20 protein-coding genes are annotated in these 23051 nt (G+C 47.8%); 16 read left to right on the forward strand and 4 right to left on the reverse strand.

All coding sequences use genetic code 11. The annotated features are described in order from the left end of the window. Positions 1-47 precede the first annotated feature (47 nt). Positions 48-1595 (reverse strand): DUF4301 family protein, encoded by a 1548-nt coding sequence (locus ACMVP2_RS10710; protein WP_416867703.1) that lies wholly within the window; start codon positions 1593-1595, stop codon positions 48-50. Between the two features lie 198 nt (positions 1596-1793). On the opposite strand from ACMVP2_RS10710, the gene ACMVP2_RS10715 reads away from it, so the two are divergent. Together ACMVP2_RS10715 and ACMVP2_RS10720 are read left to right on the forward strand one after the other, a co-directional pair. Beyond that, complete coding sequence (locus tag ACMVP2_RS10715) at positions 1794-2249, forward strand: TerB family tellurite resistance protein (RefSeq protein WP_416867704.1); 456 nt, start codon at positions 1794-1796, stop codon at positions 2247-2249. 20 nt (positions 2250-2269) lie between these two features. Beyond that, positions 2270-2626, forward strand: coding sequence for a hypothetical protein (locus ACMVP2_RS10720; protein ID WP_339784229.1), 357 nt, complete (start codon positions 2270-2272; stop codon positions 2624-2626). A gap of 3 nt (positions 2627-2629) precedes the next feature. On the opposite strand, the gene ACMVP2_RS10725 is transcribed toward ACMVP2_RS10720, so the two are convergent. Continuing rightward, positions 2630-3034 (reverse strand): MaoC family dehydratase, encoded by a 405-nt coding sequence (locus ACMVP2_RS10725; protein ID WP_339784231.1) that lies wholly within the window; start codon positions 3032-3034, stop codon positions 2630-2632. Between the two features lie 139 nt (positions 3035-3173). On the opposite strand from ACMVP2_RS10725, the gene ACMVP2_RS10730 reads away from it, so the two are divergent. The 14 genes from ACMVP2_RS10730 to ACMVP2_RS10795 all read left to right on the forward strand — a co-directional run bounded on the left by ACMVP2_RS10730 (position 3174) and on the right by ACMVP2_RS10795 (position 20230). Then, entirely contained in the window at positions 3174-5360 is a 2187-nt protein-coding gene (locus ACMVP2_RS10730) for a prolyl oligopeptidase family serine peptidase (protein WP_416867705.1), read from the forward strand. A 152-nt stretch (positions 5361-5512) separates the two neighbouring features. Continuing rightward, positions 5513-6109 (forward strand): DUF6932 family protein, encoded by a 597-nt coding sequence (locus tag ACMVP2_RS10735; RefSeq protein WP_416867706.1) that lies wholly within the window; start codon positions 5513-5515, stop codon positions 6107-6109. Continuing rightward, entirely contained in the window at positions 6096-6443 is a 348-nt protein-coding gene (locus ACMVP2_RS10740; RefSeq protein ID WP_416867707.1) for a DUF86 domain-containing protein, read from the forward strand. Before ACMVP2_RS10735 ends, ACMVP2_RS10740 begins: the two co-directional genes overlap by 14 nt. Before the next feature lie 135 nt (positions 6444-6578). Next, the gene (locus ACMVP2_RS10745; RefSeq protein WP_416867708.1) at positions 6579-8897 is read left to right on the forward strand and encodes a PSD1 and planctomycete cytochrome C domain-containing protein; all 2319 of its coding nucleotides are present in this window, start codon (positions 6579-6581) and stop codon (positions 8895-8897) included. Between the two features lie 3 nt (positions 8898-8900). Continuing rightward, on the forward strand, positions 8901-10355 hold the full coding sequence (locus tag ACMVP2_RS10750) for a DUF1501 domain-containing protein (protein ID WP_339784239.1): 1455 nt from the start codon (positions 8901-8903) through the stop codon (positions 10353-10355). Positions 10356-10386: 31 nt separating this feature from the next. Further along, positions 10387-10605 (forward strand): type II toxin-antitoxin system HicB family antitoxin, encoded by a 219-nt coding sequence (locus ACMVP2_RS10755; RefSeq protein WP_339784241.1) that lies wholly within the window; start codon positions 10387-10389, stop codon positions 10603-10605. Next, positions 10602-10790 carry a type II toxin-antitoxin system HicA family toxin gene (locus ACMVP2_RS10760; RefSeq protein WP_339784243.1) on the forward strand — a complete coding sequence of 63 codons (189 nt, stop codon included), beginning with the start codon at positions 10602-10604 and terminating at the stop codon, positions 10788-10790. Before ACMVP2_RS10755 ends, ACMVP2_RS10760 begins: the two co-directional genes overlap by 4 nt. Positions 10791-10796: 6 nt before the next feature. After that, positions 10797-11834 (forward strand): 6-bladed beta-propeller, encoded by a 1038-nt coding sequence (locus ACMVP2_RS10765; RefSeq protein WP_416867709.1) that lies wholly within the window; start codon positions 10797-10799, stop codon positions 11832-11834. Beyond that, on the forward strand, positions 11831-13972 hold the full coding sequence (locus tag ACMVP2_RS10770) for an FN3 associated domain-containing protein (protein ID WP_416867710.1): 2142 nt from the start codon (positions 11831-11833) through the stop codon (positions 13970-13972). Before ACMVP2_RS10765 ends, ACMVP2_RS10770 begins: the two co-directional genes overlap by 4 nt. 65 nt (positions 13973-14037) lie before the next feature. After that, on the forward strand, positions 14038-15477 hold the full coding sequence (locus ACMVP2_RS10775; protein WP_416867711.1) for an amidohydrolase: 1440 nt from the start codon (positions 14038-14040) through the stop codon (positions 15475-15477). 49 nt (positions 15478-15526) lie between these two features. Next, positions 15527-16351, forward strand: coding sequence for a ThuA domain-containing protein (locus ACMVP2_RS10780; protein WP_416867712.1), 825 nt, complete (start codon positions 15527-15529; stop codon positions 16349-16351). An 87-nt stretch (positions 16352-16438) separates the two neighbouring features. After that, complete coding sequence (locus ACMVP2_RS10785) at positions 16439-18955, forward strand: M14 family zinc carboxypeptidase (RefSeq protein ID WP_416867713.1); 2517 nt, start codon at positions 16439-16441, stop codon at positions 18953-18955. 25 nt (positions 18956-18980) lie between these two features. Continuing rightward, the gene (locus ACMVP2_RS10790) at positions 18981-19556 is read left to right on the forward strand and encodes a RidA family protein (RefSeq protein WP_416867714.1); all 576 of its coding nucleotides are present in this window, start codon (positions 18981-18983) and stop codon (positions 19554-19556) included. A 302-nt stretch (positions 19557-19858) separates the two neighbouring features. After that, positions 19859-20230 carry a YccF domain-containing protein gene (locus ACMVP2_RS10795; protein WP_152001430.1) on the forward strand — a complete coding sequence of 124 codons (372 nt, stop codon included), beginning with the start codon at positions 19859-19861 and terminating at the stop codon, positions 20228-20230. Between the two features lie 22 nt (positions 20231-20252). Here the strand turns inward: ACMVP2_RS10795 and ACMVP2_RS10800 are convergent, their stop codons facing one another. Both ACMVP2_RS10800 and ACMVP2_RS10805 read right to left on the reverse strand, forming a co-directional pair. Further along, on the reverse strand, positions 20253-21314 hold the full coding sequence (locus ACMVP2_RS10800; RefSeq protein WP_339784263.1) for a response regulator: 1062 nt from the start codon (positions 21312-21314) through the stop codon (positions 20253-20255). Then, a complete protein-coding gene (locus tag ACMVP2_RS10805) occupies positions 21307-22965 on the reverse strand; it encodes a PAS domain S-box protein (RefSeq protein WP_416867715.1) in 1659 nt (552 codons plus the stop codon). Before ACMVP2_RS10805 ends, ACMVP2_RS10800 begins: the two co-directional genes overlap by 8 nt. Positions 22966-23051: the final 86 nt, after the last annotated feature.

The following is a 23051-nucleotide window of genomic DNA, read 5'->3' on the forward strand; positions in this document are numbered from 1 at the left end:
AAAAAAGAAATGTTCCGGGGTGCGTGGCACCCCGGAACGCTCCTGTTTCACTGATGCTGATCCTTCAGCAGATCGGTTACTTTCTTGACAGGGTTAAATGTTGAAACAGGCACTTCAACAAACACAGTGTTCCAATTGCTCATCGAACCATTCCACAGGCCTGGTAGCTCCTGCGCCTTCAGGGCCTTGCCATCTTTCGATTTCTCCGTGACAAAACCTGTTTTCGGGTCGGTGAATTTCATGAGGTCGAACTTCTTGCCCTTATAGTCTTTGGTGCCACACACCAAGTCAACCGGGTTAAAGTGTGTACTTTCTTCAAAAATTTTCTTTTGCCCTGCATCCTTCAAATCAACCTGCGCACTTTCCACGATCTGTAGCGACACAGTGCCGTCAGGGTTTTTGCACCAAAACGGACCCCCTCCCGGCTCTCCTTCATTTTTCACCATGCCGCAAATGCGAATGGGTCGGTTGAATTTGCCTTCGAGGTAAGTCGACCTTTCTGCAGCAGACGCTGTTCTGGCGGTAGTATGACTACTGGTACAAAGCTCTTTTTCCAAAAAGTCGTACATGGCGTCAAGGTCGGCCGCACTTGCAGCACCCGTTTCAAGTTTTTCAAGGAACCCAAAAATCTTACTTTGGTATTCCAACAGAAGGCTGGCAATCACCTTCTTATAGATAAATGTGTCTTCCTTCAGTCGGTCGGGCACCACATTATCTATGTTCTTAACAAATATAACATCGGCATTAAGGTCGTTGAGGTTGGATAGCAATGCCCCATGGCCAGCCGGCCTGAAAAGTAGCCCGCCGTCGTTTTCCCTGAAGGGTTGATTACTCATGTCCACGGCTATGGTGTCAGTAGATGCCTTCTGCTCGGAAAAGCTTACTTCGAATTTTACCCCGTACTGTTTTTCATAGCCCGCCTGCACGGCAGCCACATGCTCTTTGAATTTGGCCCGGTGCTCTGGGCTTACCGTAAAATGCAACTTTACACTGCCGTCCGACGATTTAGCATAGTTGGCTCCTTCCACAAAGTGCTCCTCCGCAGGAGTTCTGGCAACACCGTTCTTTTTGTGAAACTTCAAAAGCCCCTTTGGCAACTGGCCGTAACCGAGTCCCTTGTCGAGCAATAGGTACTCAAGAATAGAAACATACTTTCGTTTTAAGTGAGCTTCCTCCAGCGACGTGCCTGACTTTGCATAAGCATTTTTCAAGTCATCGTAAAAAGCGAAATCCTCCAGCCGCTTGAAAAAATCAAACATGGAGCCGCTCTTTTGATTGCTCGTCAGTTTCTCATAGTCAGCATCCGAGCCTGTGTATTCCTCCATAAAGCTGAACAGATCCTTAAACATACGACTGGCCGCTCCAGAGGCAGGCACAAACTTCACAATGGCTTTCGAAGCAGTCGCACTTTCATAGCTTTTGAGCCTCACATCAATGTCCTTTTCCGATAACTTACTAAGGCCGTCTCCAATAGTTGCTGCCTTTTCCAATTTCAAAGGGGGGAAATCGACTTTGAAGTTTTGAATTTGAGCTTCCACTACGTCAGTTGAGGAGCCTCTCTTTTTTATGAAATCAATATCGCTGCTGGAAAACATTTCGTAAGTCGTTTAAGTCGGCAATTAGCTTCACCTAATTAAGGTGAAGGGGTCGATAAATCCAAGGTTAAAATGGATAAGAATTCTTACTATAAGCTCCTTTGTGTTATTCGCCGTAGGGTCTTACGCTTTAAAAATGTTAATTCGTAAAAATCAAAAGTCTTCGTAATTTGTCTACCTAAAGCATATGTCTCCATCATGAACGAATTTTTGACAATATCACCTACTTTCTACGGTATGAGCATCGTGCCGAAGAAATACTGGAAGGACTATGGCTTTGCGCTGCTCACTATTGCCGGGGCGGATGGGGATGTGTCAGACCCCGAAATGGACTGGCTTACCGAAGACCTTGGGCAGTCTTTGAAAGTAGGTACCGACCTCATTGCTGCCTGGGAAGAGTTCGACTGGGAAAATGCTGACCTTGGCGAAATTTTCCAACGACTTAACCCCAATCAAATAGCAAACTACAGCAAGCTTATGCTCTACGACGCCATCAGGATGTCTTATGCCGATGGGGATTTTTCTGACAAAGAGCGTGAAAGCGTAGATGAATGTGCCCGAATTCTTAAAGTGAAAAAGGAGACAGTAATGGCCATGGAGGCCCTTGTTGAAATGGAACGGGCAGCCGACAAACTCCGACAAACTATTCTTTAAACTCAACATCCAGCCAACCTATGGAAGCGTTATCTATCAGAATCATCAACATTCACTGCTACTTTTATGAAGAAAACGATGGTGACGAGGTATTTCTGGTCATCAACAAAAAGAAAATATGGCCCGTGGATGAGAAGTGGTACCGCATGAAGGCCGAATCATTGGAAGTTGACCATGTCATTGACGGCTTCAAAGTGAACGAAAAGGTTGATTTGGAGGTGTGGGACTACGACTACCTCAGCCCCAACGACTATATGGGTAAAATCACCATGCTCATCGACAAGCCAGGTGGGCCATACACCACCGATATGCAGCTGGCCGACCCCAAGCAAATCGCCCGGTACTCCATCACCTGGGAAATAATAAAACCTAAGTGACCACTAAGGAATAAGCTCTTTGTGCATCACCTTGGCTTCGCCTTCTATGACGGCCTTTCCCGTGGCAACGTGTGTAAGCACTGTGGCAATGGTGGCCGAATTTCTCCCGTCAAGACTTAACACCTCCACTCTCGCCTGGTAGTCCTCCCCTGGGTACACCGGCCTTTTGAATTGCAACGTCTGACCAAGATAGATGGTGCCATCGCCAGGAAAAATGGTGCCCAGTATTCTGGAGAAAATAGCTGAGCTAAAGATGCCGTGGACTATCGGTTTCTTAAAAGAGGTGTTGGCAGCAAACGTCGCATCGATGTGCACGGGGTTTTTGTCACCGCTTAGCTCGGCAAAGGCATTTACCTGCTCCTGGGTAAGTGAAAAAGGCATTTCGTAAGTATCTCCGACTTTCAGCATAGTAGCTTTGTTTGCCTTAAATATAAGGGCTTTTTTGCAACTACTTCCGCACAACAAATTTTCACCACCAACGGATTATTGCTTGAATCAAAAACCATTTATGTTGTTCTTCCCGCATTAACCCGAAAACCAATCAGTCATGCAAAAAAGACTCAACTACTTGCTGCTGCTTGCCTTCATCATGCTCGTTCACTGGGCAGAAGCGCAAAGCGGAAAAAAGCCCATCGTCACTTCCGACCTAATGAAAATTGTTACCTCCTCACAGCTGGAGGTATCGCCCGATACCAGGAAAGCGGTGATGGTCGTCACCAAAAGAGATCAAAAAGGGGATGACTATTTTTATAGCCACAACCTTTACATGCTCGATCTTGAAAAAGGTGGAGAGCCTATTCAGCTTACGTTCGGAAAAAAGAGCGACTCACAGCCTACCTGGGCTCCTGACGGTGAAAAAATCGCTTTTGTGCGATCCGACGACGGAAAATCGCAAGTATGGATTCTGCCGTTAACCGGGGGCGAAGCCTATCCACTTACTTCTGCCAAGCACGGTGCCTCTGGCCCCCGCTGGGCTCCCGACGGAAAATCTATTCTCTTTTCGTCGTCCATCCCCGATTGGGACACTGAAGGCGCCCCAACCTGGGCTTATGAAAGACCAGGAAGAGCATTCAAAGACGAGCCCAACTGGAAGGCGCTAAAAGACGAAGAGAAAAAAGACATTAAATCTACTCCCGACGGCGACCTTGAAGAGCTTCGGGCATGGCTGGCCAAAAATGCCGTCGACAAAAACCCACGGGTGTTTGTGAATCAGGATTTCCAGGCGGAACAGGGACTCAACCCCGAGATGAAGTATCGGCATTTATTCATTCAGCCGCTTCATGGCGGGAAAGCCCGACAACTCACCAAAGGTTTCCAGGATTTTGCCGGTGGCGATTGGTCGCCGGATGGAAAAACCATTGTTTGCTCCTCTGTGGCTTACAAAGTGGAGCCCGACAAGCAAAGCTACTCTGACCTTTGGAAAATTGACGTCACGTCAGGTTCTGCTACCTCCTTCCTTCATATGGAGGGTTTTTCCTTAGGCAATCCACAGTTCTCGCCCGAGGGAAAGTCCATACTGTTTTACATGCGAGATGATGTAAACAGGCATGCTACGCAAAATGACCTGGGGCTTGTCAACACCGACGGCAGCGGCGCAAAAATGATTACAGCGGAGTTTGACAGAGACGCTGGTGGGCCGGTCTTTTCTCCTGATAACAAAAAAATCTATTTTACTGCGTCGTCCGAAGGCGACATTCCTTTGTACAGCTACGACCTGAAGAAAGGCGAAATCGTTACCCTTTTGGAAGGAGACAAAGGCATCAATGACATTGCGCTTGCAGGCAAAAAAATCATCATGACCATTACCGACTTCAACAACCCTTTGGAAGTATACAGCATGGACGTGAAGAGCGGGGCTTTGACAGCGTTAACACATTTCAACTCAGATTGGCTGAAGGACAAAATCGTCACTCCCGTTTCCGAATACTGGGTCACCCGACCCGACGGCGTAAAAGTGCAGTACTGGGTGATGCAACCCGTTGGCTTCAAACAAGGAACCAAATATCCGACGGTACTAGAAATCCATGGTGGGCCTTCTGCCATGTGGGGGCCGTCGGGGTTGAGCATGTGGCATGAATTTCAGTTGCTTTCCAGCTGGGGTTATGGCGTGGTTTTCAGTAACCCACGGGGTAGTGGCGGCTACGGCGATGCGTTCAAAAAAGGTAATTATAGAGACTGGGGCCACGGGCCTGCCAACGACATCCTGGCAGCATTGGATGATGCTACTTCCAAAAACAGCTGGATGGATACCGACCAGCTATTTGTAACAGGCGGCAGCTATGCTGGTTACATGGTGGCCTGGCTGGTAACGCAAGACAAGCGTTTCAAAGCAGCGAATGCGCAAAGAGGTGTATACGATCTCACTACTTTTATGGGAGAAGGCAATGCCTGGCGGCTGGTACCAACGCATTTTGGCTACCCATGGGAAGACGGCGTTCAGGAAATCCTTGATGCCAACTCACCTATTACCTTCATCGACCAAATTACGACCCCTCTGCTCATCATGCACTCGGATCAGGATTTGAGAACGGGCACGATTCAGTCGGAAATGATGTACAAAAGCCTCAAAGCACTTGACAGGCCGGTGGAATATGTGCGGTATCCGGGCGAAGGGCATGAGCTGAGCAGAAGCGGCAATCCACTGCGCATGATGGATAGGCTGGGCCGGTTTATTGAGTTTTTTGAAAGGTACGTGAAACACCCCGAAGCGCCTGCAGCTACTGTGGGAGAATAACTTATAGGGCATCCGGGGGCTACTGTCAGATAAGTTTAACCCAGCATGGTATACTGATGACAGAGCCCCTTGTGGGTTTTCACACTATCAATTGAAAATGTTCCAAAAAATGACTAGATTGTTTTGACATTTTTTGTCAAAACGATATCACTGTGAACAGTTTTGGTTCCATTATTAAAAAGAGCCGGGAAGAGGCTAATATCCCGCTACGTAAGGTGGCGGCCTTTCTCGACATTGATCAGGCCGTTCTCAGTAAAATAGAGCGGGGCCAACGGAAGCCCAAAAGGGAATTGGTGGAAAAGCTGGCTGAATTTTTTAACACAAACAAGGAGAAGCTGCTCATTGCCTGGCTGTCAGATAAAGTGCTTTACGAGGTGCAAGATGATGACCTGGCACTTAAGGCGTTACAGGCAGCAGAAGACCAGGTACTTTATCGAGCGGCAGAAAAATCCGAAAGAAGCCAAACCATCAGTAAGCTAAAATCGGCCATGAAGGCTTTTTCACAAATAGACAGGGCCTGGATATTTGGTTCATTTGCCAGAGCGGAGGATGGCCCTCAAAGCGACATCGATGTGCTGATTGATGTGCCACAAGAAATAAAATTCACACTGTTTGATATCGCTGAGATTCGGGAACAGCTGGAAAAGGCTGTGGGAAAAAAAGTGGACGTGGTAATGCTCAACGGTATAAGACCCGCCTTGAAAAAAAGTATAGAGAATGAAATGCAGTTGATTTATGAAGCCGGGTAAACCAACTAGCAAAGAGCGACTGGAGCATGTGATCCAAGCCATAAACAGCATTCAACTGTACTGTCAAAAGCATTCTGTCGAGAGTTTTTTGGCAGACGCAAAGACAATCGATGCTTGTCTTTATCAGTACACAATCATAGGTGAGGCAACGGCAAGTATTGATTCAAGTGTTTTAGAAAAATATGATTACCCGTGGTACAAGGTAAAGTCGTTCCGAAACTTTATACTTCACGAATACCACGCCGTGGAAATGAGGGTGATCTGGAATACCACCACTGAGATATTGCCCGGCTTGAAAGAAATGATGGAAGAAATACTTACTAAGGAGTTTTAATAACTTCATCGCCCAAGCCAACCGTCTACAAACACTGACATCCTTCCTGCGACCATCTTAGTTTATTCTTATACATTACATTGTTATCCTTGCCAAACCTTCTTAAATTTTGATTTTACATAACCCTACTTGAACATGTATACCAGGCTCATCACCGGGCTTCTGTCCATCGCCTTTGCGGGATTGATTCTTTCCATGCCTGGATGCAAAGACTCGACATCTTCAGGAGGCCTGCCCGAAACCGTCAGCTATAATTTTCATATCCGCCCATTAATGAGCGACAGGTGCTTCGCCTGCCACGGCCCCGACAAAAACAAAGTGAAAGCAGGCCTGAGGCTCGATATTCCGGAACTTGCCTTTGCTGAGCTGAAAGAGAGCAAAGGAAAATTTGCGATCGTGCCGGGGAAACCGGAAGAATCCGAGTTGGTGAAACGTATTTCATCGGCCGACCCTGCCTACCAAATGCCATCACCGGAGTCGCATCTTCCCTTGCTAACAGAGAACGAAATTGAGCTGGTGAAGAAATGGATCAAGCAGGGTGCCAAGTTTGAGAAGCTATGGTCGTTTATCCCCCCCAAAAAAGCACCTCTTCCCAAAGTGAAAAACGATGAGTGGCCAAAGAACGACCTTGACCTTTTCGTCGTCAAAAAAATGGAAGAGAAGGGTTTGAAACCCAACGAAGGAGCCGACAAAGAACGGCTGCTGAAAAGAGTTGCTTTGGATCTCACAGGCCTCCCTCCTTCGCTTGATCTTATGGATCGTTTTATGGCCGATGATAGTGATAACGCCTATGAAAAAGTGGTGGATGAACTCATCAACACGCCCGCTTACGGCGAAAGAATGGCTGTCCACTGGCTGGACGTCGGGCGTTACTCCGATTCCTACGGCTATCAGGATGATAATATCCGCACGCAATGGCCCTGGCGTGACTGGGTGATCCACGCCTTCAACAACAACCTACCCTACGATAAGTTTCTAACCTGGCAGCTGGCTGGAGATATGCTTCCCGACGCCGATAAAGAGAAAATCCTCGCTACCGGTTTTCTAAGAAATCACAAATACACGGAGGAAGGTGGCGTCATCGACGAAGAGTATCGGGTCGAATACATTCTTGACAAAACGAAGACTTTCAGCAAAGGCATACTTGGCCTCACCGTGGAATGCGCCCAGTGTCACGACCACAAGTACGACCCCATTTCGCAGAAGGACTACTTTAGAATGTTTGCCTTCTTCAACAATACACCTGAAGTCGGGTATGAGGGCGACATATCTGTTTCGAAACCTGCCAAGGCACCGAGGCTTGAAATAACAACAGCCGACCTTGACGGGGTACTTTCATTTATCAGGCAACTGGAAAAAGACACCATGATGGTGTCGGTGATGGACGAGCTCGACACAGTACGCAAAACTTACGTGCTCAACCGGGGGCAGTACGACGCACCGACAGATGAGGTAAGACCCGAGCCTTTGTCGGAAGTCATGGGGTTTGACACCACTGCCTACCCAAGAAACCGCTTAGGCCTGGCCAAGTGGACCGTTGACAAAAACAATCCTTTGACCGCCCGGGTATTTGTGAATCAGGTATGGCAAATGATCTTCGGCCAGGGAATCGTAAAAACTGCCGGCGACTTTGGTATGCAGGGCGACCTACCTTCACACCCAGAGCTGCTCGACTGGCTGGCGGTCGACTTTATGGAAAATGACTGGGACATCAAATACCTGGTCAAACAAATAGTGACGTCTGCTACCTACATGCAGTCGAGCAGCGTATCGAAAGAAAAATTGGCCATCGACCCCGACAATATCTACCTCAGCCACGGGCCTCGCTTCCGGTTGCCCGCTGAGTTTGTAAAAGACCTGATCCTGGCTAGCAGTGGACTTTTGGTGAACAAAATAGGTGGCCCCAGTGTGAAGGCTTATCAACCCGACGGCCTTTGGGAGGCTGCTACATCCGGCCGTGGTGTGTTGGCCACCTACCAGCAAGACCATGGTGAGGATTTGTACCGCCGGGGCATGTACACTTTTATCAAACTTACACTGCCTCCTCCCTCTTTGATGATATTCGACGGTAGCAACAGAGACCAGTGCGAGGTGAAAAGGCCTCAAACCAACACCCCTCTGCAGGCACTGGTGATGATGAACGACCCTACCATGTTAGAAGCGTCACGGGTGTTGGCCGAAAAACTAGTAGAAGAGCAGTCGGGCAGCGAAGATAAAATCACAAAAGCTTTTAGACTGATTGTGTGCCGGGTGCCGAAGGAGTCTGAGAAGGATTTGTTGATCAGTTATTTTTCAGAACAGCTGGGCATTTACAAAAGCCAGGCAATCGACCCTTCGGAGGTGCTGGATGTGGGTGAATACCTTCATTTGGAAGTGGAAAAAAGTGCGGCAGCGGCACTGGCCAACGTGATTCAACTGATTTACAACATGGAGGAATCCATTACAAAGACATAAGCCATGGAAAAAGAACAACTGGAAAACGGCTTAAACCAAAACAGGCGAAAATTTCTTTCAAAGCTAAGTCTTGGCATTGGCAGTGCTGCACTGGGCTCACTTCTGATTCCTGATTTATTCAAAGGAGGCGCTAGTCCGGAAGAAGAGCTATTCGCCCAGCTCCCACATTTTGCACCCAAGGCGAAGCGGATTATTTACCTCTTCCAAAATGGAGCTCCCTCGCAGCTTGACTTGTTCGACTATAAGCCCATGCTGCAAAAAATGCACGGGGAAGACTTGCCAGAGTCGATTCGTCAAGGTCAGCGATTGACAGGCATGACGTCCGGGCAGTCCAAATTTCCCCTGGCAGGAACAATTTTCGACTTTAAACAATACGGCCAGTCACGTGCCTGGATCAGCGACTTGCTGCCCCACACCGCCAGCATAGCCGACGAGCTTTGCTTCGTGAAAAGCATTTATACAGAGGCCATCAACCACGACCCGGCACTCACGTTTTTCCAGACCGGCGCCCAGGTGGGCAACCGGCCAAGCATGGGTGCTTGGCTGAGTTACGGGCTGGGAAGTGAAAACAAAAACCTCCCCGCTTTCTGCGTTTTGCTTTCCAAAGGAAAAGGGAACGGGCAAGGTGTTTATTCCAAGCTTTGGACCAACGGCTTCCTCGACTCCGTTCATCAGGGCGTGCAGTTCTCCAGTGGCGACGATCCGGTGCTATACCTCAACAACCCCGAGGGTATGGACAGGGCGGAAAGAAGAAAAATGCTTGACCACCTGGCAGCGTTGAATCAGGAAAACTACGAAGAGTTTGGCGACCCTGAGATTGCTGCCAAAATCCAACAATACGAGTTGGCCTACCGGATGCAAACTTCCGTGCCAGAGCTAACGGACCTAAAAAATGAGCCGGAATCCATCGTGAAAATGTACGGCCCGGAATGCATGGTGCCCGGTACCTACGCAGCCAACTGTTTGCTGGCCCGCAAGCTCAGCGAAGGTGGCGTTCGGTTTGTTCAGCTCTACCACCAGGGCTGGGATGCCCACGATAACCTGCCAGGCCAAATTGTTGGCCAGTGTAAAGATGTGGACCAGTCGTCGGCAGCGTTGGTAATGGACCTGAAGCAAAGAGGTCTCCTCGACGAAACCCTCGTAATTTGGGGCGGTGAGTTTGGCAGAACCAACTACTGCCAGGGCAAGTTGACCGGCGACAACTATGGCCGTGACCATCATCCCCGGTGCTTCACTATCTGGATGGCAGGAGGGGGCATAAAGCCTGGAATGGTCTACGGAGAAACCGACGAGTTTGGCTATAACATCACAGAAAACCCCGTGCATGTCAACGATTTTCATGCTACCGTGCTCAACCAAATGGGGCTTGATCACGAGAAGCTGATCTACAAGCACCTGGGAAGAAGGTACAGGTTGACTGATGTAGCCGGAAAGGTAGTGAAAGGAATTATTGCTTAATCTTGTTAGTTTTATTTTCAGAAATTTCGCTATGAGATATTTAGTGGTCATCGAGAAAACCAAAACGGGCTATAGCGCATATGTACCGGATCTTCCAGGATGTATAACTGTGGGTGAGACTCGTGAGGAAACTGAAAATAATATCCAGGAAGCTATTCTATTACACATAGAGGGAATGAAAGAAGACGGAGAGCCTATTCCCCCTGCGCTAAGCGAGGGGATGAATTTGATTATTCCTGAAACAGCATGAAGGTAAAAGAGATAATTGATCTCTTACGAAAGGATGGTTGGGTTCAGGTCAGCCAAAAAGGCAGTCACAAACAATTTAAACACCCTGATAAGCCTGGGAGAGTAACCGTTCCCGATCATGGTCAGAACAAAGATTTGGCAAAAGGAACGGAAATGAGCATTCTTAAACAGGCTCGTCTAAAATAATGATTTATGGAAAGACGTGATTTCATTGTCAAAAGTGCGGCCACGGCGGCTGGTATTCTATCGGCACCCTATGTTTTCGCCAATAAGCGAGCCGATGAGGTCATCCTCGGCCACGGAAAAAAGCGCTACAAGCTCGACACCAAATGGAGCCAGGCCGACATCACCAAATACCCGGTGAAAGACTGCCACGAAATGGTGCAGGACAGCAAAGGCCGCATCCTTTTGCTCACCAACGAAACCAAAAACAACGTCATTATTTACGACAAAAAAGGGAAGCTACTTTCAACATGGGGGTCGGAATACCCTGGGGCTCATGGACTCACTTTGTTTGACGAAAATGGCACCGAAGTGCTCTTCATTTGCGACAACAACCGCCATCAGGTAATTAAAACGGATATGAACGGTCGTGTTCTTTTGACGCTCGACTATCCAAAAGAAACGGGAGAATACACAAAAGCAGAGGATTACGTCCCTACCGAAACCGCCATTGCTCCCAATGGAGATATCTTTGTGGCCGATGGCTACGGCAAAGACTTCATTGTGCAATACGACAGCAAAGGCAACTACATCCGTCACTTTGGTGGCCGGGGCGAAACTGATGCTCACCTCCTCAACGCCCACGGCGTTTGTATGGATTTTCGTGATCCGGCCAATCCTTCGTTGGTTATCAGCTCCCGCCAGCAAATGGCTTTCAAGCGTTATACGCTGGATGGAAAATACCTGTCAACCATTTCACTACCAGGCGCCTGGGTTTGCAGGCCGGTTATTAAAGGCGACTATTTGTATGCTGCGGTGCTTATGAGCGCTAGTCAACCATGGAAGCAATCTGGGTTTGTAACGATTCTCGACAAGAATGACAAAGTGGTTTCCAACATCGCTGCGAATGCCCCGGAATATGAGGCTGGTCAGTTGAAGGAGTTGTTCCAGACCGATGCCGTTTTTGCCTACCCTCATGATGTTTGCATCGATGATGAGGAAAATCTTTATGTAGCCCAGTGGAATTCTGGCCAGGTATACCCATATAAACTAACGCCTGTTTCATGACCAAGCTCAGGGGCCTGATCGCCAACGGCAGCTTTTTCATTTGCTGCTTGCTGGCTTTTCTTCTCGCATTCGAAAATAGTTTTGCAACACCCGCCTGGCTTCAGGTGCTGGGACGAATGCACCCTTTGCTGCTTCATTTCCCCATAGCGCTGTTGGTTGTTTATACCCTGCTGGTTTTTGTAAGCAAAACGCCAGCTGAGTCGCCAGCTGATGAATCACTTCGTGCCGACGACCTGCTGCTTTTAGGAAGTTTTACGGCTGCTCTGTCTGCGCTTATGGGTTTATTGCTCTCAAAAGAAGGCGGCTATACCGAAGGGAGCCTAACCTGGCACAAGTGGGGAGGGGCTTTGATTGCCTTTGCTTCCTATGGGTGGTACACTTTCAGGAAAACCTGCAATCACCAACCTATTCTGTCGAAAGGTATTCCCGTAGCCATGGTTGCCCTCGTCACTTTTGCCGGGCACCAGGGAGCCAACATTACACATGGCGAAAATTTTGTGCTGGCGCCTGTTATGCCCGACGAGAGTTTCGAAAATATTCCCTTTGCAGAGGCCGTGATTTTCGACCACATGGTGCAGCCCATTCTCAGGGAAAAATGTATGGGTTGCCACAACAGCCTCAAAGCAAAGGGCGAACTTGTGATGGAAACCCCGGATGCTATTCTGGCTGGTGGAAAGAATGGACCGCTTTGGGACTCTGTCAATTACGAAGCGAGCTTGCTCCTTAAAAGAATTCACCTGCCCGAGTCGGTCGAGGAGCATATGCCGCCGGAAGGTAAAACGCAACTTACCGACGAAGAAAAGGAAGTGCTTGAAGCCTGGATTGCCAGCGGGGCTTCTTTTCAAGCTTTGGCAGCCGAAACTGCGCCGGATCAACCGCTCTATCAAATAGCTCAGGCAAAATTCAATGTGATCAAAGCCTACGACTTTAAAGCCGCCGACCCTGAGCTGGTGGAGTCTCTTAATTCCAACTATCGGATTATTAGTCCGGTTGCGCTGAATTCGCCGGCACTCACCGTTACCTTTTTCTCCAGTGAAGCTTTTGCTTCGGATCAACTGAAAGAGCTTGAAAAAATCCGCACACAGGTTGTAGAACTAAGCCTTAACAAAATTCCGGTAAAAGACGAGGATCTGCCACTTCTGGTGTCTTTTGAAAACCTCGAAAAACTGCACCTCAATTTTACCGGCGTGACTGACAAAGGGCTCGCTTCTCTGACAAAACTTTCCAATTTGCAAGAGCTATCGCTGTCCGGAACAGCTGTAACTGCTTCCGGTATTTCCGGTCTTAAGTCTCTTTCAACACTCAAAAAAGTTTTTATCTGGAATACGGGCATTGAGGCAACTGAGGTGAGCCAACTATTGGAAGCTTTTCCCGATGTTTTTTTTGAGTCGGGTTTCGACGACAAAGGCACTGTCATTCAGCTTTCAGCCCCGGTGATTGTTGGAAACGATGCCTTCTTTACCGACCCTATTTCAGTGAAAGTGAAGCACTATCTCAACGGAGTTACTCTGCGATACACACTGGATGGATCAGAACCCGATAGTGTCAATTCCCCAATCTACCAAGACGGGATTCCTTTGGACGGCAATACAATAGTTACTGTCAAAGCCTTCAAAGAAGGCTGGTACAGCAGCGAGGTAGTTTCGAAATCTTTTCTAAGAAGTTCGATTACACCCACCAGTGTTAGCTTACTGACACCCCCGAACCCAAAATACAAAGGCAAGCTGGAGCAGGCGCTTTTTGACCACATCAAAGGCACCAATATTCATACCGACGGCAACTGGCTGGGCTACCAGGGTAAAGCCATGGATGTTCAAATCAACCTCGGCGACGATGTACCCCAAAAGTCGATCACAATTAGCAGCCTCAACAACACCGGCGGCTGGATCATGCCTCCGGCCAGCATCGACATTTGGTATGGTAACGACGAAAAAAACCTGAAGCTCTGGACGAAAAACAAAGTGGATCAGCCATCGCAAAACCTGCCGGTTGGCCCCGCCTTCTACACTTTCGATTTGCCTCAGGAAAAATACGCAGTGCTCAAACTTCACATTGTGCCTGTGGCAAAACTACCTGCCTGGCACGACGCCAAAGGAAATCCAGGCTGGGTGTTTATCGACGAGATCCTTTTGAACTAGAGCCCAACAAATAAGCACGGGTGTCAGGTACTTTGTTTTATATAACTATGGTAAACCAACCTATCATGAAAAAGAGCATTGTTCTTTTGCTATTCGCCACCTTTCTAAGCACTTCTGTTTCTTTTAGTCAAAAGGCGCAAAAAATCTCTAGCAACAAAAAAACCGCCCTTGAGTCGGTGGATAAACACGGCTCCGAACTTATTGATCTAAGCGACAAAATATGGGAGGCGGCCGAAATCGCCTTAAAGGAGAATATCTCTGCCAAAGCCCTTGCCGACTACGCCGAGGCGCAGGGCTTTACTGTCGAAAGGGGCGTTGCGGAAATGCCAACGGCTTTCATTGCAACCTACGGCAGTGGAAAGCCCATCATTGGAATTATGGGTGAATTTGACGCCTTACCCGGCTTGTCACAAAAGGCAGTTCCAGAAAAATCAACACTCAAGGACGGCGCCCCTGGTCACGGGTGCGGCCACAACCTTTTTGGGCCAGGAAGTCTGGGTGCTGCGGTGGCGGTCAAAGAGCTGATCGAACAAGGCAAGCTGAAAGGAACGGTTCGTTTTTACGGAACCCCTGCCGAAGAAGCAGTTGGGGGAAAAATCTACATGGCCCGGGCCGGTTTGTTCAACGACCTGGACGCCTGCCTCGACTGGCACCCCGACGCTGAAAACAAAGCCAGCACCCAGAGTAGCCAGGCCATGATCGAAGTGACCGTTGAGTTTATGGGGCAAGCTGCACATGCTGCCTTCGACCCCTGGAACGGGCGAAGCGCACTAGATGGCGTCGAAGCTTTTGTCAATGGATTGAATATGTTTCGTGAGCACATAAAACCTTCGGTTCGTATCCACTACATCATTGAAAAAGGCGGTGAGGCGCCCAACATCGTTCCCGACTATACAAGAGTGGGGCTGTATGTACGGGATGCCACCAGAAAAGGCATGATGGAGGTGTATGACAGGGTGCTGGAAATTGGAGAAGGAGCGGCGCTCATTGCAGGAGTCGATCACAAAATGACCATCACTTCTGGCTATCACGAGCAACTACCCAATATCGTTGGTGCCAATCTCCTTCACAAAAACATGCTGTTAGTCGGGCCGATTAGCTATACACCGGAGGAAACTGAATTTGCGAAAGGCATCCAGCGAGCTGTAAAAATGGATGAAAAAGGCCTGGACGGAACCATAGGGGGAATTGACCCTACGGCGGAATTTCCCACAGGCGGCTCAACTGACGTGGCCGACATCAGCTGGATCACACCGGAAATTTCGCTTGTGGCTACCACCGCACCCATCGGAACACCCTGGCACTCGTGGGCAGTAGTTGCCTGCGGCGGCATGTCTATTGGACACAAGGGAATGGTATTTGCTGCCAAAAGCCTGGCGTTGACAATGCTCGATCTTTTCGAAAACGAGTCGATCAGAAAAGCGATGCGAGATGAGTTTCTGGAAAAAAGAGGCGATTATGTGTACAAGGCCATTTTACCTGAAGGGCCTCCGCCCATGAGGTGATTTTTCTTGAAAAAAGTTCAACATTCAGAATACCTAAAGGCATTTATCCATGAAGACTTTTTCGGCACTGATCTTAAGCGGTATTATTCTGTGGGCAATCAGCTGCTCATCTCCGAAAGCGAACCACGAATTCAAAGTCATCTCCTTCTTCACCGCCAAAAACGATCAGGCCCATATCAGTTTTGTGGGGGAAGCACACCCATGGTTCAAAGAACAGGCAGCTAAGCACCATTTCATTTATGACTCTACCAGCAACTGGAGCAATGTTAACGACGACTTCCTGGCCAACTACGACGTCGTGATTTTCCTCGATACCCGGCCGGAAGCGCCTCAGCAAAGGGCAGCGCTAGAAAAGTACATGAAAAACGGCGGGGCATGGATGGGGTTTCATTTTGCCGGGTTTGCTCTTACTCCTTCCGATTTTAATCAGGACTGGGACTGGTACCACGAAGAGTTTTTGGGTGCCGGTCAGTACAAAAGTAATACCTGGCGGCCAACCTCAGCCGTTCTTGGCAACGAAGCACCCGACCATCCCGCTCTGAAAAACTTGCCGGATACTTTCAAAACGTCGCCAAGCGAATGGTACCGGTGGGAAAATGACCTCACCAAAAACCCTGACATCGATATTTTGCTATCGGTCGATTCATCAAGTTTTCCACTGGGCACCGGACCGAAACAGCACGAGATCTGGTACAGTGGCTACTACCCCATCGTGTGGACGAACACCAAATACCAAATGATCTATTTCAACTTTGGCCACAACGATATCGATTATGAGGGCGGCACTAATAAAACGTTGTCGTATACTTTTCGCAATCCGCCCCAGGATCAGCTTGTGATCAACGCCTTGCTTTGGCTGGGCAACAGCAAGTAAGCCACCTGCGTAATTCCCAATTTGGCATTGCCGAGTTTCTCTTATCTTGGGCTCCAATTGAAAACCCAAACTCTGCATTGCATCGATATGAGAAAATTGTTACTACTTCTACTTTGTCTGGCATTTACCCAGACCTGGGCACAAGTGCAAAGCCCGAAAGAATTTCTTGGCTACGAACTTGGCGAAAGATTTACCCGCCACCACCGGGTGGTGGAATATTACCAGCACGTGGCAGCCAATTCTTCCAAAGTTGTCCTCAAGGAATACGGGCGCACCTTCGAAGATCGCCCACTGGTTTATGCCATTGTTACCAGCGAGGCTAACCACCAGAACATTGAAACAATCAGAACCGACAACCTGAAGCGGGCCGGTTTGCAAAGTGGCAGCCCATCTACCAACATTCCAATTATCTGGCTCAGCTACAACGTGCACGGTAATGAGTCCGTTTCCATGGAAGCCAGTATGGCCACTATTTACGAGCTGGTCACCAACAAAACTGCCTGGCTCGAAGAGGGTGTAGTGATCATGGATCCATGCATCAACCCGGACGGAAGAGATCGCTACGCCAACTATTACAATCAGTATGGCAACAAGGATTACAATCCCGATCCTCAAAGCAAAGAGCACAATGAAGTGTGGCCCGGTGGCAGAGCCAACCACTACCTGTTTGACCTTAACCGGGACTGGGCATGGCAGACTCAGATCGAGTCGAAAAAGCGGATCGCAATCTACAACCAGTGGATGCCACAAATTCATGTCGATTTTCATGAGCAAGGTGTCAACAGCCCTTACTACATGGCACCTGCTGCCAAGCCCTACCACGAGCTGATTACCAAATGGCAATATGACTTCCAGGTAACTATTGGTAAGAACAACGCCAAATACTTTGATCAAAATGGCTGGCTGTACTTTACCAAGGAGCGCTTTGATTTGCTTTATCCTTCTTATGGCGACACCTACCCGGTATACAACGGGGCCATTGGCATGACCTACGAACAAGGCGGTGGCGGACGTGGTGGTTTAGGCGTACTTACAGCCGAAGGAGATACTTTAACACTGAAAGACAGAATTGCCCACCACCACAGCAATGGTGTTTCAACAGTGGAAGTTACGATTGCCAACAAGAGCCAGGTACTTCAGGAGTACCAGAAGTTCTTCAGCAACAATGTGAACAGCTTTCCAGGGAAATACAAAGGGTTCGTGATCAAGGGAGATAACAACCCTGACAAACTATCGGCTCTTGCCAATTGGCTCGATGCCATGGGCATTGCTTATGGAACGGGCGCAGCAGGCAAACCGCTAAAAGGATTTAACTATCAAACCCAGGCCACAGAATCTTTCAATCTAACTTCTGGCGACCTGGTTGTAAGTAACTATCAGCCAAGAGGCGTTTTGGCCAGCATTCTGTTTGAGCCAAGCACTTATGTGGAAGACTCCAACACCTATGACATCACAGCCTGGGGTGTGCCTTACGCCAAAGGCCTGAAAGCTTATGCGGTAAGCGAGAAAATCACGCCCGGAACTGGCAAGTACAGCACTCCCTCAGCTGAGGTAACCTCAGCCGACAAAGCTTACGCTTATATTGCCCGCTGGCAAACGCTGGAAGATGCTAAGTTTCTGGCCCAGCTGCTCAAAAACAAAGTGAAAGTTCGCTATGCTGAAACGCCGTTCTCCATCGGCGGAAAAAACTACGAAAGAGGCACGCTTATCATTACCCGCCGGGGCAATGAGCAGCATGCGTCCCGTTTTGACGGATTGGTAAAAGGTCTTGCCAGAGAATACGGCCGTTCGCTGGATGCCACCACTACTGGCTTCGTTGATTCAGGCAAGGATTTTGGCAGTGGCGACGTACATTATATCGATGCACCTAAAGTAGCAGTGCTGGCCGGAACTGGTGTTTCCTCTTTGGCTTTTGGCGAAACCTGGCATTTCTTCGAGCGTCAGCTCGACTACCCCATCAGTGTACTCGACACAGATGATTTCAGCCGCTTCGACCTGTCGGGCTACGACGTAATCATTATCCAAAACGGCAGATACAACGGGCTGGGCGACGGCTCAATGAAAATGATTGATGATTGGGTGCGAAACGGTGGGAGGCTGATACTTGTGCAAGGTGCGCTCAACAGCTTTGCTGACCGTGACGGCTATTCGCTGAAGCGCTATGCTGACGACGACGAAAAAGCTGTCCTGAAAAAACTGAAGGAAAAGTGGGATGAAGCAGACGCCAGTGTAAAGTATGCGGACCGTGAACGAAACTACATTCAGGGGATTATCCCCGGCGCTATTTACAAAGTGAGCCTCGACAACACCCACCCATTGGCTTATGGCTACGGAAACTCCTATTTCAGTTTGAAAACAGCCGAAAGCAGGTTCGGGAAATTGTCCGGCGCCTGGAACGTAGCTTATATCCCAACGGGGGCTAAACCTGTAAGCGGCTTTGCTGGCAACAGGGTACAAAAGGAATTGGAGAACTCACTGGTTTTTGGCGTTGATCGCATGGGCGGTGGCCAGGTGATCTACATGTCGGACAATCCATTGTTCCGGGCATTTTGGGACAACGGAAAACTGTTGTTTGCTAACGCTGTTTTCTTTGTGGGTCAATAATTGATTATCAACTAACCTAAATGATATGAAAAAGCTATTGTTTATAGGATTTCTGGGGCTTATGACTGCCTGCTCACCGGGTACTTCCAACACAAAAGAAGGTGCCGACACATTGAAAGCTCAGGTAAGCGCTCCGTCGGATTATGATCCGGAAGCAAAACTAAAAGAGCTCGGCATCGAGTTATCAACTCCTTCGGCGCCGGTAGCCAACTATGTGAATGCCGTCCGTACGGGAAATTTGGTTTTCCTTGCCGGCAAGGGCCCATCGAAGCCTGACGGGAGCTACGTGACCGGGAAAGTGGGCGTTGATTTAACTATCGAACAGGGTTATGAGGCTGGAAGGCTTACAGCCATCAGCCAGCTTTCGGTATTGAAAGCAGAGCTTGGCGACTTAAGAAAAGTAAAACGTATTGTAAAAGTGTTGGGCATGGTGAACTGTGCACCCGACTTTGCCGATCAGCCCAAAGTAGTTAATGGCTACTCTGATCTGATGGTGGCGGTGTTTGGAGAGAGAGGCAAACATGCCCGTGCGGCAGTTGGCATGGGGTCGTTGCCTAACAACATAGCAATCGAAGTAGAAATGATCGTCGAGGTGGAGTAATAACACCTCTTGTAAAGAAAAAGGAAACCCGAAGCAACTAGCACCGGGTTTCCTTTTTTTTTCAGTGCTTTGGATAGCAACACCATTCGCCGATTCTTGCATCCCAATAGGGCCTGGCGAAAATTTATTCTCCCAATGGAGGTTGTTTTTGCCACCGATAGCGAAAGGCGACGTCTATAGAACTGGGCAAATGATGTAATTAAAGCTAAGAACAATTAGCTGGGAAGTATCTGCTTTCTTTGGTCACCAGGTTGGTGATCTGAAGTGGTGCTTGCCAATTTTATCTCAATACACTCAACTTTATGAACATCATCGGAAATTTGCTCTGGATTATTTTTGGCGGAGGCATCTTCCTGTTTTTCGGCTACGTAATCGGAGGCATTGCCCTTTGTCTTACCATCGTCGGCATCCCATTTGGCTTTCAATGCTTTAAAATCGGCATACTTGCCCTCAGTCCTTTCGGGCAAAAAGTGGTTACTACCGAAAGTAACTCCGGCTGCCTGGCCGTAATCATGAATGTAATTTGGCTTCTCACCGGAGGTCTTTGCGTTGCAGTTACTCACCTGGTGTTTGGGTTGCTAATGTTCATCACTATTATTGGCATTCCCTTTGCCACCCAACACATGAAATTAGCTTCGCTGGCATTGACGCCGTTTGGGAAAGACCTTAGGTAGCTTCTGCTGATTCCAGGTATGGCTAGTTTCGCATTTTTCTCAAGCCGACCGAGTTGGTGATCTTGATATTGCTGCCCTTGATTTCGATGAGCTTTTCATCTTTGAAATCAGAGAGGGTTCTGATCACCGACTCCGGAGCAGTGCCAACAATATTGGCGAGATCCTCCCGGGGAATGTTCATGTTGAACTCCTCTCCTTCATTCTTTTCTTTGAACTTATCTTCCAGCATCACCAGGGCCTCAGCCACTCTTTTTCTGACAGAGTTGTAGGCAAGCTTCAGGATTCTTTCCTCCATTTCCACCAAATTGTTAGAAATCATTTTGATGAACCTGATAGAAACATCCCGGTTGCTGTTCAGCAGTTTGTAGAAATCTTGCTTTGGAATGAGGCAAATTTCGGAATCCTCCATGGCCATGGCCGACTCAGTGTAGTTAGAGTTCTGCAAAAGATCGATATAACCAATAAAATCGCCTTCCTTAAAAAGCCCTGTGATGTACTCTTTGCCGTCGTCGTTGGTTTTGTATGTTTTAGCTTTTCCACTGTTGACAAAAAAGAGCCCGTGTGGAAGATTACCTTCGTAAAAGATTATTTCTTTCTTCTTAAATTTTCTGATGGTGCGGTCGGCCGACAAATGGCTCAGCTCATTTAACGCCTTTGCGTCATTCATAAAATCCGCAATGCCATCCACATCATTCGAATACTCCTTTCTGGCAATCTGGTTTTTGCGAAGCCGCAGTTCTATGATATCCAGCAACTCCACATCATCAAAAGGCTTGGTCAGATAGTCGTCGGCACCCATACTCATCCCTTTCCTGAAATCCTCTTTTTCAGATTTGGCAGTAAGAAATATAAAAGGGATGCCGGCAGTTTCAGGCAGCTTTCCCAAAACACGGAGCACACCATAACCATCCAGCTCAGGCATCATGATGTCACAAATGATCAGATGTGGTAATTCCTTCTTGGCCTTTTCGATTCCCTCCTTACCATTGGCTGCTGTTATCACCTCATAATTGGAGAGCTCAAGAATTTCGGCGGTATTCTCCCGCATTTCCAAGTTGTCCTCGATAAGCAATATTTTAGTCATAGCTAGGTTGTGTTATCGGTATCGCCACCCTGAATTCGGTGCCTTTATTTTCTTCACTGCTAAATTCAATATGTCCGTTCATTAGTTCAATATATTTCTTGACAATATTGAGCCCCAGGCCTGTTCCCTGTATATTGATGGCATTATTGGCCCTGAAAAACCTATCGAAAAGATGTTGCTGATCCTTCTTCGGTATGCCAATTCCCTCATCTTTAACTTTAAAGACAAGCTCGTTTTTTTTAGCTCTTAAACTAAAGTGGATGCTCTTGCCCTCATCCGAATATTTGGATGCATTGTTGAGCAGATTAATTAACACGTTTTTTATCATTTGCTCATCAGCATAAACGCTTCCTATTTTTGACGAAGGACGGTCGACGAGAATTTTCTGATCCTTTTTTAGCGTAGGGCCAATTTGAGAAATTGTTTCCTCAACGAATTCTTCGAAATTGAAGATCGTTGGGTGAAAAGTTGTCTTGCCCTCTTCCAACTTACCAAGCGAAAGAAAATCATTAAGAATATATGTCAGGTTGTTCACCGACGATTTTATTCTGGTTACATGCTTTTCAATTTTCTCAGAGTCCTCCGTTTCGCCCACATATCGGCCTATGAGTGATGCCGAAGAAAGGATAGTACTGAGGGGTGTGCGAAATTCATGTGAGGCGGTGGTGACAAACCTGCTTTTCAACTCATTGAGCTCTTTCTCCTTGTTTAATGCGTTCAATATCTCTTTTTCGGCCTTTTTCCTTTCCGTTATGTTTTTACAAACGACAAGCAGATTCACAATTTTGTCATCGTCATCGTAAAGAGGCACAGCATTTACCTGATATTCCCGGGCTCCATTCGATACCGTCATTTCCATGTCGAGAGGCACACCGGTAATTGTCTGCTTCAGCCCTTTTATAAATTCGTCTTTTTGGTCAATAAAGTTCATGGAGGTCGCATAAGAGCCAACCCAATCTTCCTTTCGGCCCATGGCTGGTTCATTTTCCATTCCATCTATGAGCAGATATTTTAGGTTTTTATCAAGCACGCACAAAATGCCATCAGGAAAGTTTTTGGCTATTGTTTTGTAAAGCTTCTGGCTCTCCCGCAATGCTCTCTCGACCTGGCGTCTTTCTTCAATCTCCTTCTGAAGTGATTCATTGGAATAGGAAAGCCCTTCATTTGCACGGGCAAGATCCCTTGTTCTTTCGATCACCCGCCTCTCCAACTCACGGTTGCTAGTTTCTAACTCTTCGGAATACTCCTTCAGCTTACTCTGGGAAAGTTTAAGCTCCGAAATATCATGAATAATACCTGTGAAAATTTTTTTTCCTTCAAATTGTGTTTCCGTAATGCTCAAATACAACGGAAATTGTGTCCCGTCCCTTTTAAGCCCTTTCACCTCACGCCCAATCCCAATGATTTTCTTGTGACCCGTTTTGTGATAATTATCCAGGTATTGATCATGATTGGAGTGATCTGGCTCCGGCATGAGCATCTTCACATTCTTACCCAAAACTTCGGTGGGATCATAGCCGAACAATCGGGCGGCGGCCGGGTTCATTGACTCAACCAGGCCTCTTTCATCTATTGTTATGATCCCGTCTATTGCATGGTCAAAAACAGCACTAAGCCGGGCTTCGGATTCTCCCTTCGAGTAATTTAACATTGAAAACTGTTCGTGTGTAAAAAACGCTGTCTCTGGTAAATATAAAATGAATTACTCACACATGCTCTGCCATACGACCGCAAGCG

The sequence above is a fragment of the Imperialibacter sp. genome (assembly GCF_048007035.1).
GTDB lineage: Bacteria > Bacteroidota > Bacteroidia > Cytophagales > Cyclobacteriaceae > Imperialibacter.

Bases quoted from the DNA above. Each gene is read 5' to 3' on its own strand.
- ACMVP2_RS10715 (WP_416867704.1), top strand. From the start codon at position 1,794: ATGAACGAATTTTTGACAATATCACCTACTTTCTACGGTATGAGCATC.
- ACMVP2_RS10785 (WP_416867713.1), top strand. From the start codon at position 16,439: ATGAGAAAATTGTTACTACTTCTACTTTGTCTGGCATTTACCCAGACC.
- ACMVP2_RS10755 (WP_339784241.1), top strand. From the start codon at position 10,387: ATGAGATATTTAGTGGTCATCGAGAAAACCAAAACGGGCTATAGCGCA.
- ACMVP2_RS10760 (WP_339784243.1), top strand. From the start codon at position 10,602: ATGAAGGTAAAAGAGATAATTGATCTCTTACGAAAGGATGGTTGGGTT.
- ACMVP2_RS10800 (WP_339784263.1), bottom strand. From the start codon at position 21,314: ATGACTAAAATATTGCTTATCGAGGACAACTTGGAAATGCGGGAGAAT.
- ACMVP2_RS10750 (WP_339784239.1), top strand. From the start codon at position 8,901: ATGGAAAAAGAACAACTGGAAAACGGCTTAAACCAAAACAGGCGAAAA.
- ACMVP2_RS10740 (WP_416867707.1), top strand. From the start codon at position 6,096: ATGAAGCCGGGTAAACCAACTAGCAAAGAGCGACTGGAGCATGTGATC.
- ACMVP2_RS10795 (WP_152001430.1), top strand. From the start codon at position 19,859: ATGAACATCATCGGAAATTTGCTCTGGATTATTTTTGGCGGAGGCATC.
- ACMVP2_RS10745 (WP_416867708.1), top strand. From the start codon at position 6,579: ATGTATACCAGGCTCATCACCGGGCTTCTGTCCATCGCCTTTGCGGGA.
- ACMVP2_RS10790 (WP_416867714.1), top strand. From the start codon at position 18,981: ATGAAAAAGCTATTGTTTATAGGATTTCTGGGGCTTATGACTGCCTGC.
- ACMVP2_RS10725 (WP_339784231.1), bottom strand. From the start codon at position 3,034: ATGCTGAAAGTCGGAGATACTTACGAAATGCCTTTTTCACTTACCCAG.
- ACMVP2_RS10805 (WP_416867715.1), bottom strand. From the start codon at position 22,965: ATGTTAAATTACTCGAAGGGAGAATCCGAAGCCCGGCTTAGTGCTGTT.
- ACMVP2_RS10770 (WP_416867710.1), top strand. From the start codon at position 11,831: ATGACCAAGCTCAGGGGCCTGATCGCCAACGGCAGCTTTTTCATTTGC.
- ACMVP2_RS10780 (WP_416867712.1), top strand. From the start codon at position 15,527: ATGAAGACTTTTTCGGCACTGATCTTAAGCGGTATTATTCTGTGGGCA.
- ACMVP2_RS10730 (WP_416867705.1), top strand. From the start codon at position 3,174: ATGCAAAAAAGACTCAACTACTTGCTGCTGCTTGCCTTCATCATGCTC.
- ACMVP2_RS10720 (WP_339784229.1), top strand. From the start codon at position 2,270: ATGGAAGCGTTATCTATCAGAATCATCAACATTCACTGCTACTTTTAT.
- ACMVP2_RS10775 (WP_416867711.1), top strand. From the start codon at position 14,038: ATGAAAAAGAGCATTGTTCTTTTGCTATTCGCCACCTTTCTAAGCACT.
- ACMVP2_RS10765 (WP_416867709.1), top strand. From the start codon at position 10,797: ATGGAAAGACGTGATTTCATTGTCAAAAGTGCGGCCACGGCGGCTGGT.
- ACMVP2_RS10710 (WP_416867703.1), bottom strand. From the start codon at position 1,595: ATGTTTTCCAGCAGCGATATTGATTTCATAAAAAAGAGAGGCTCCTCA.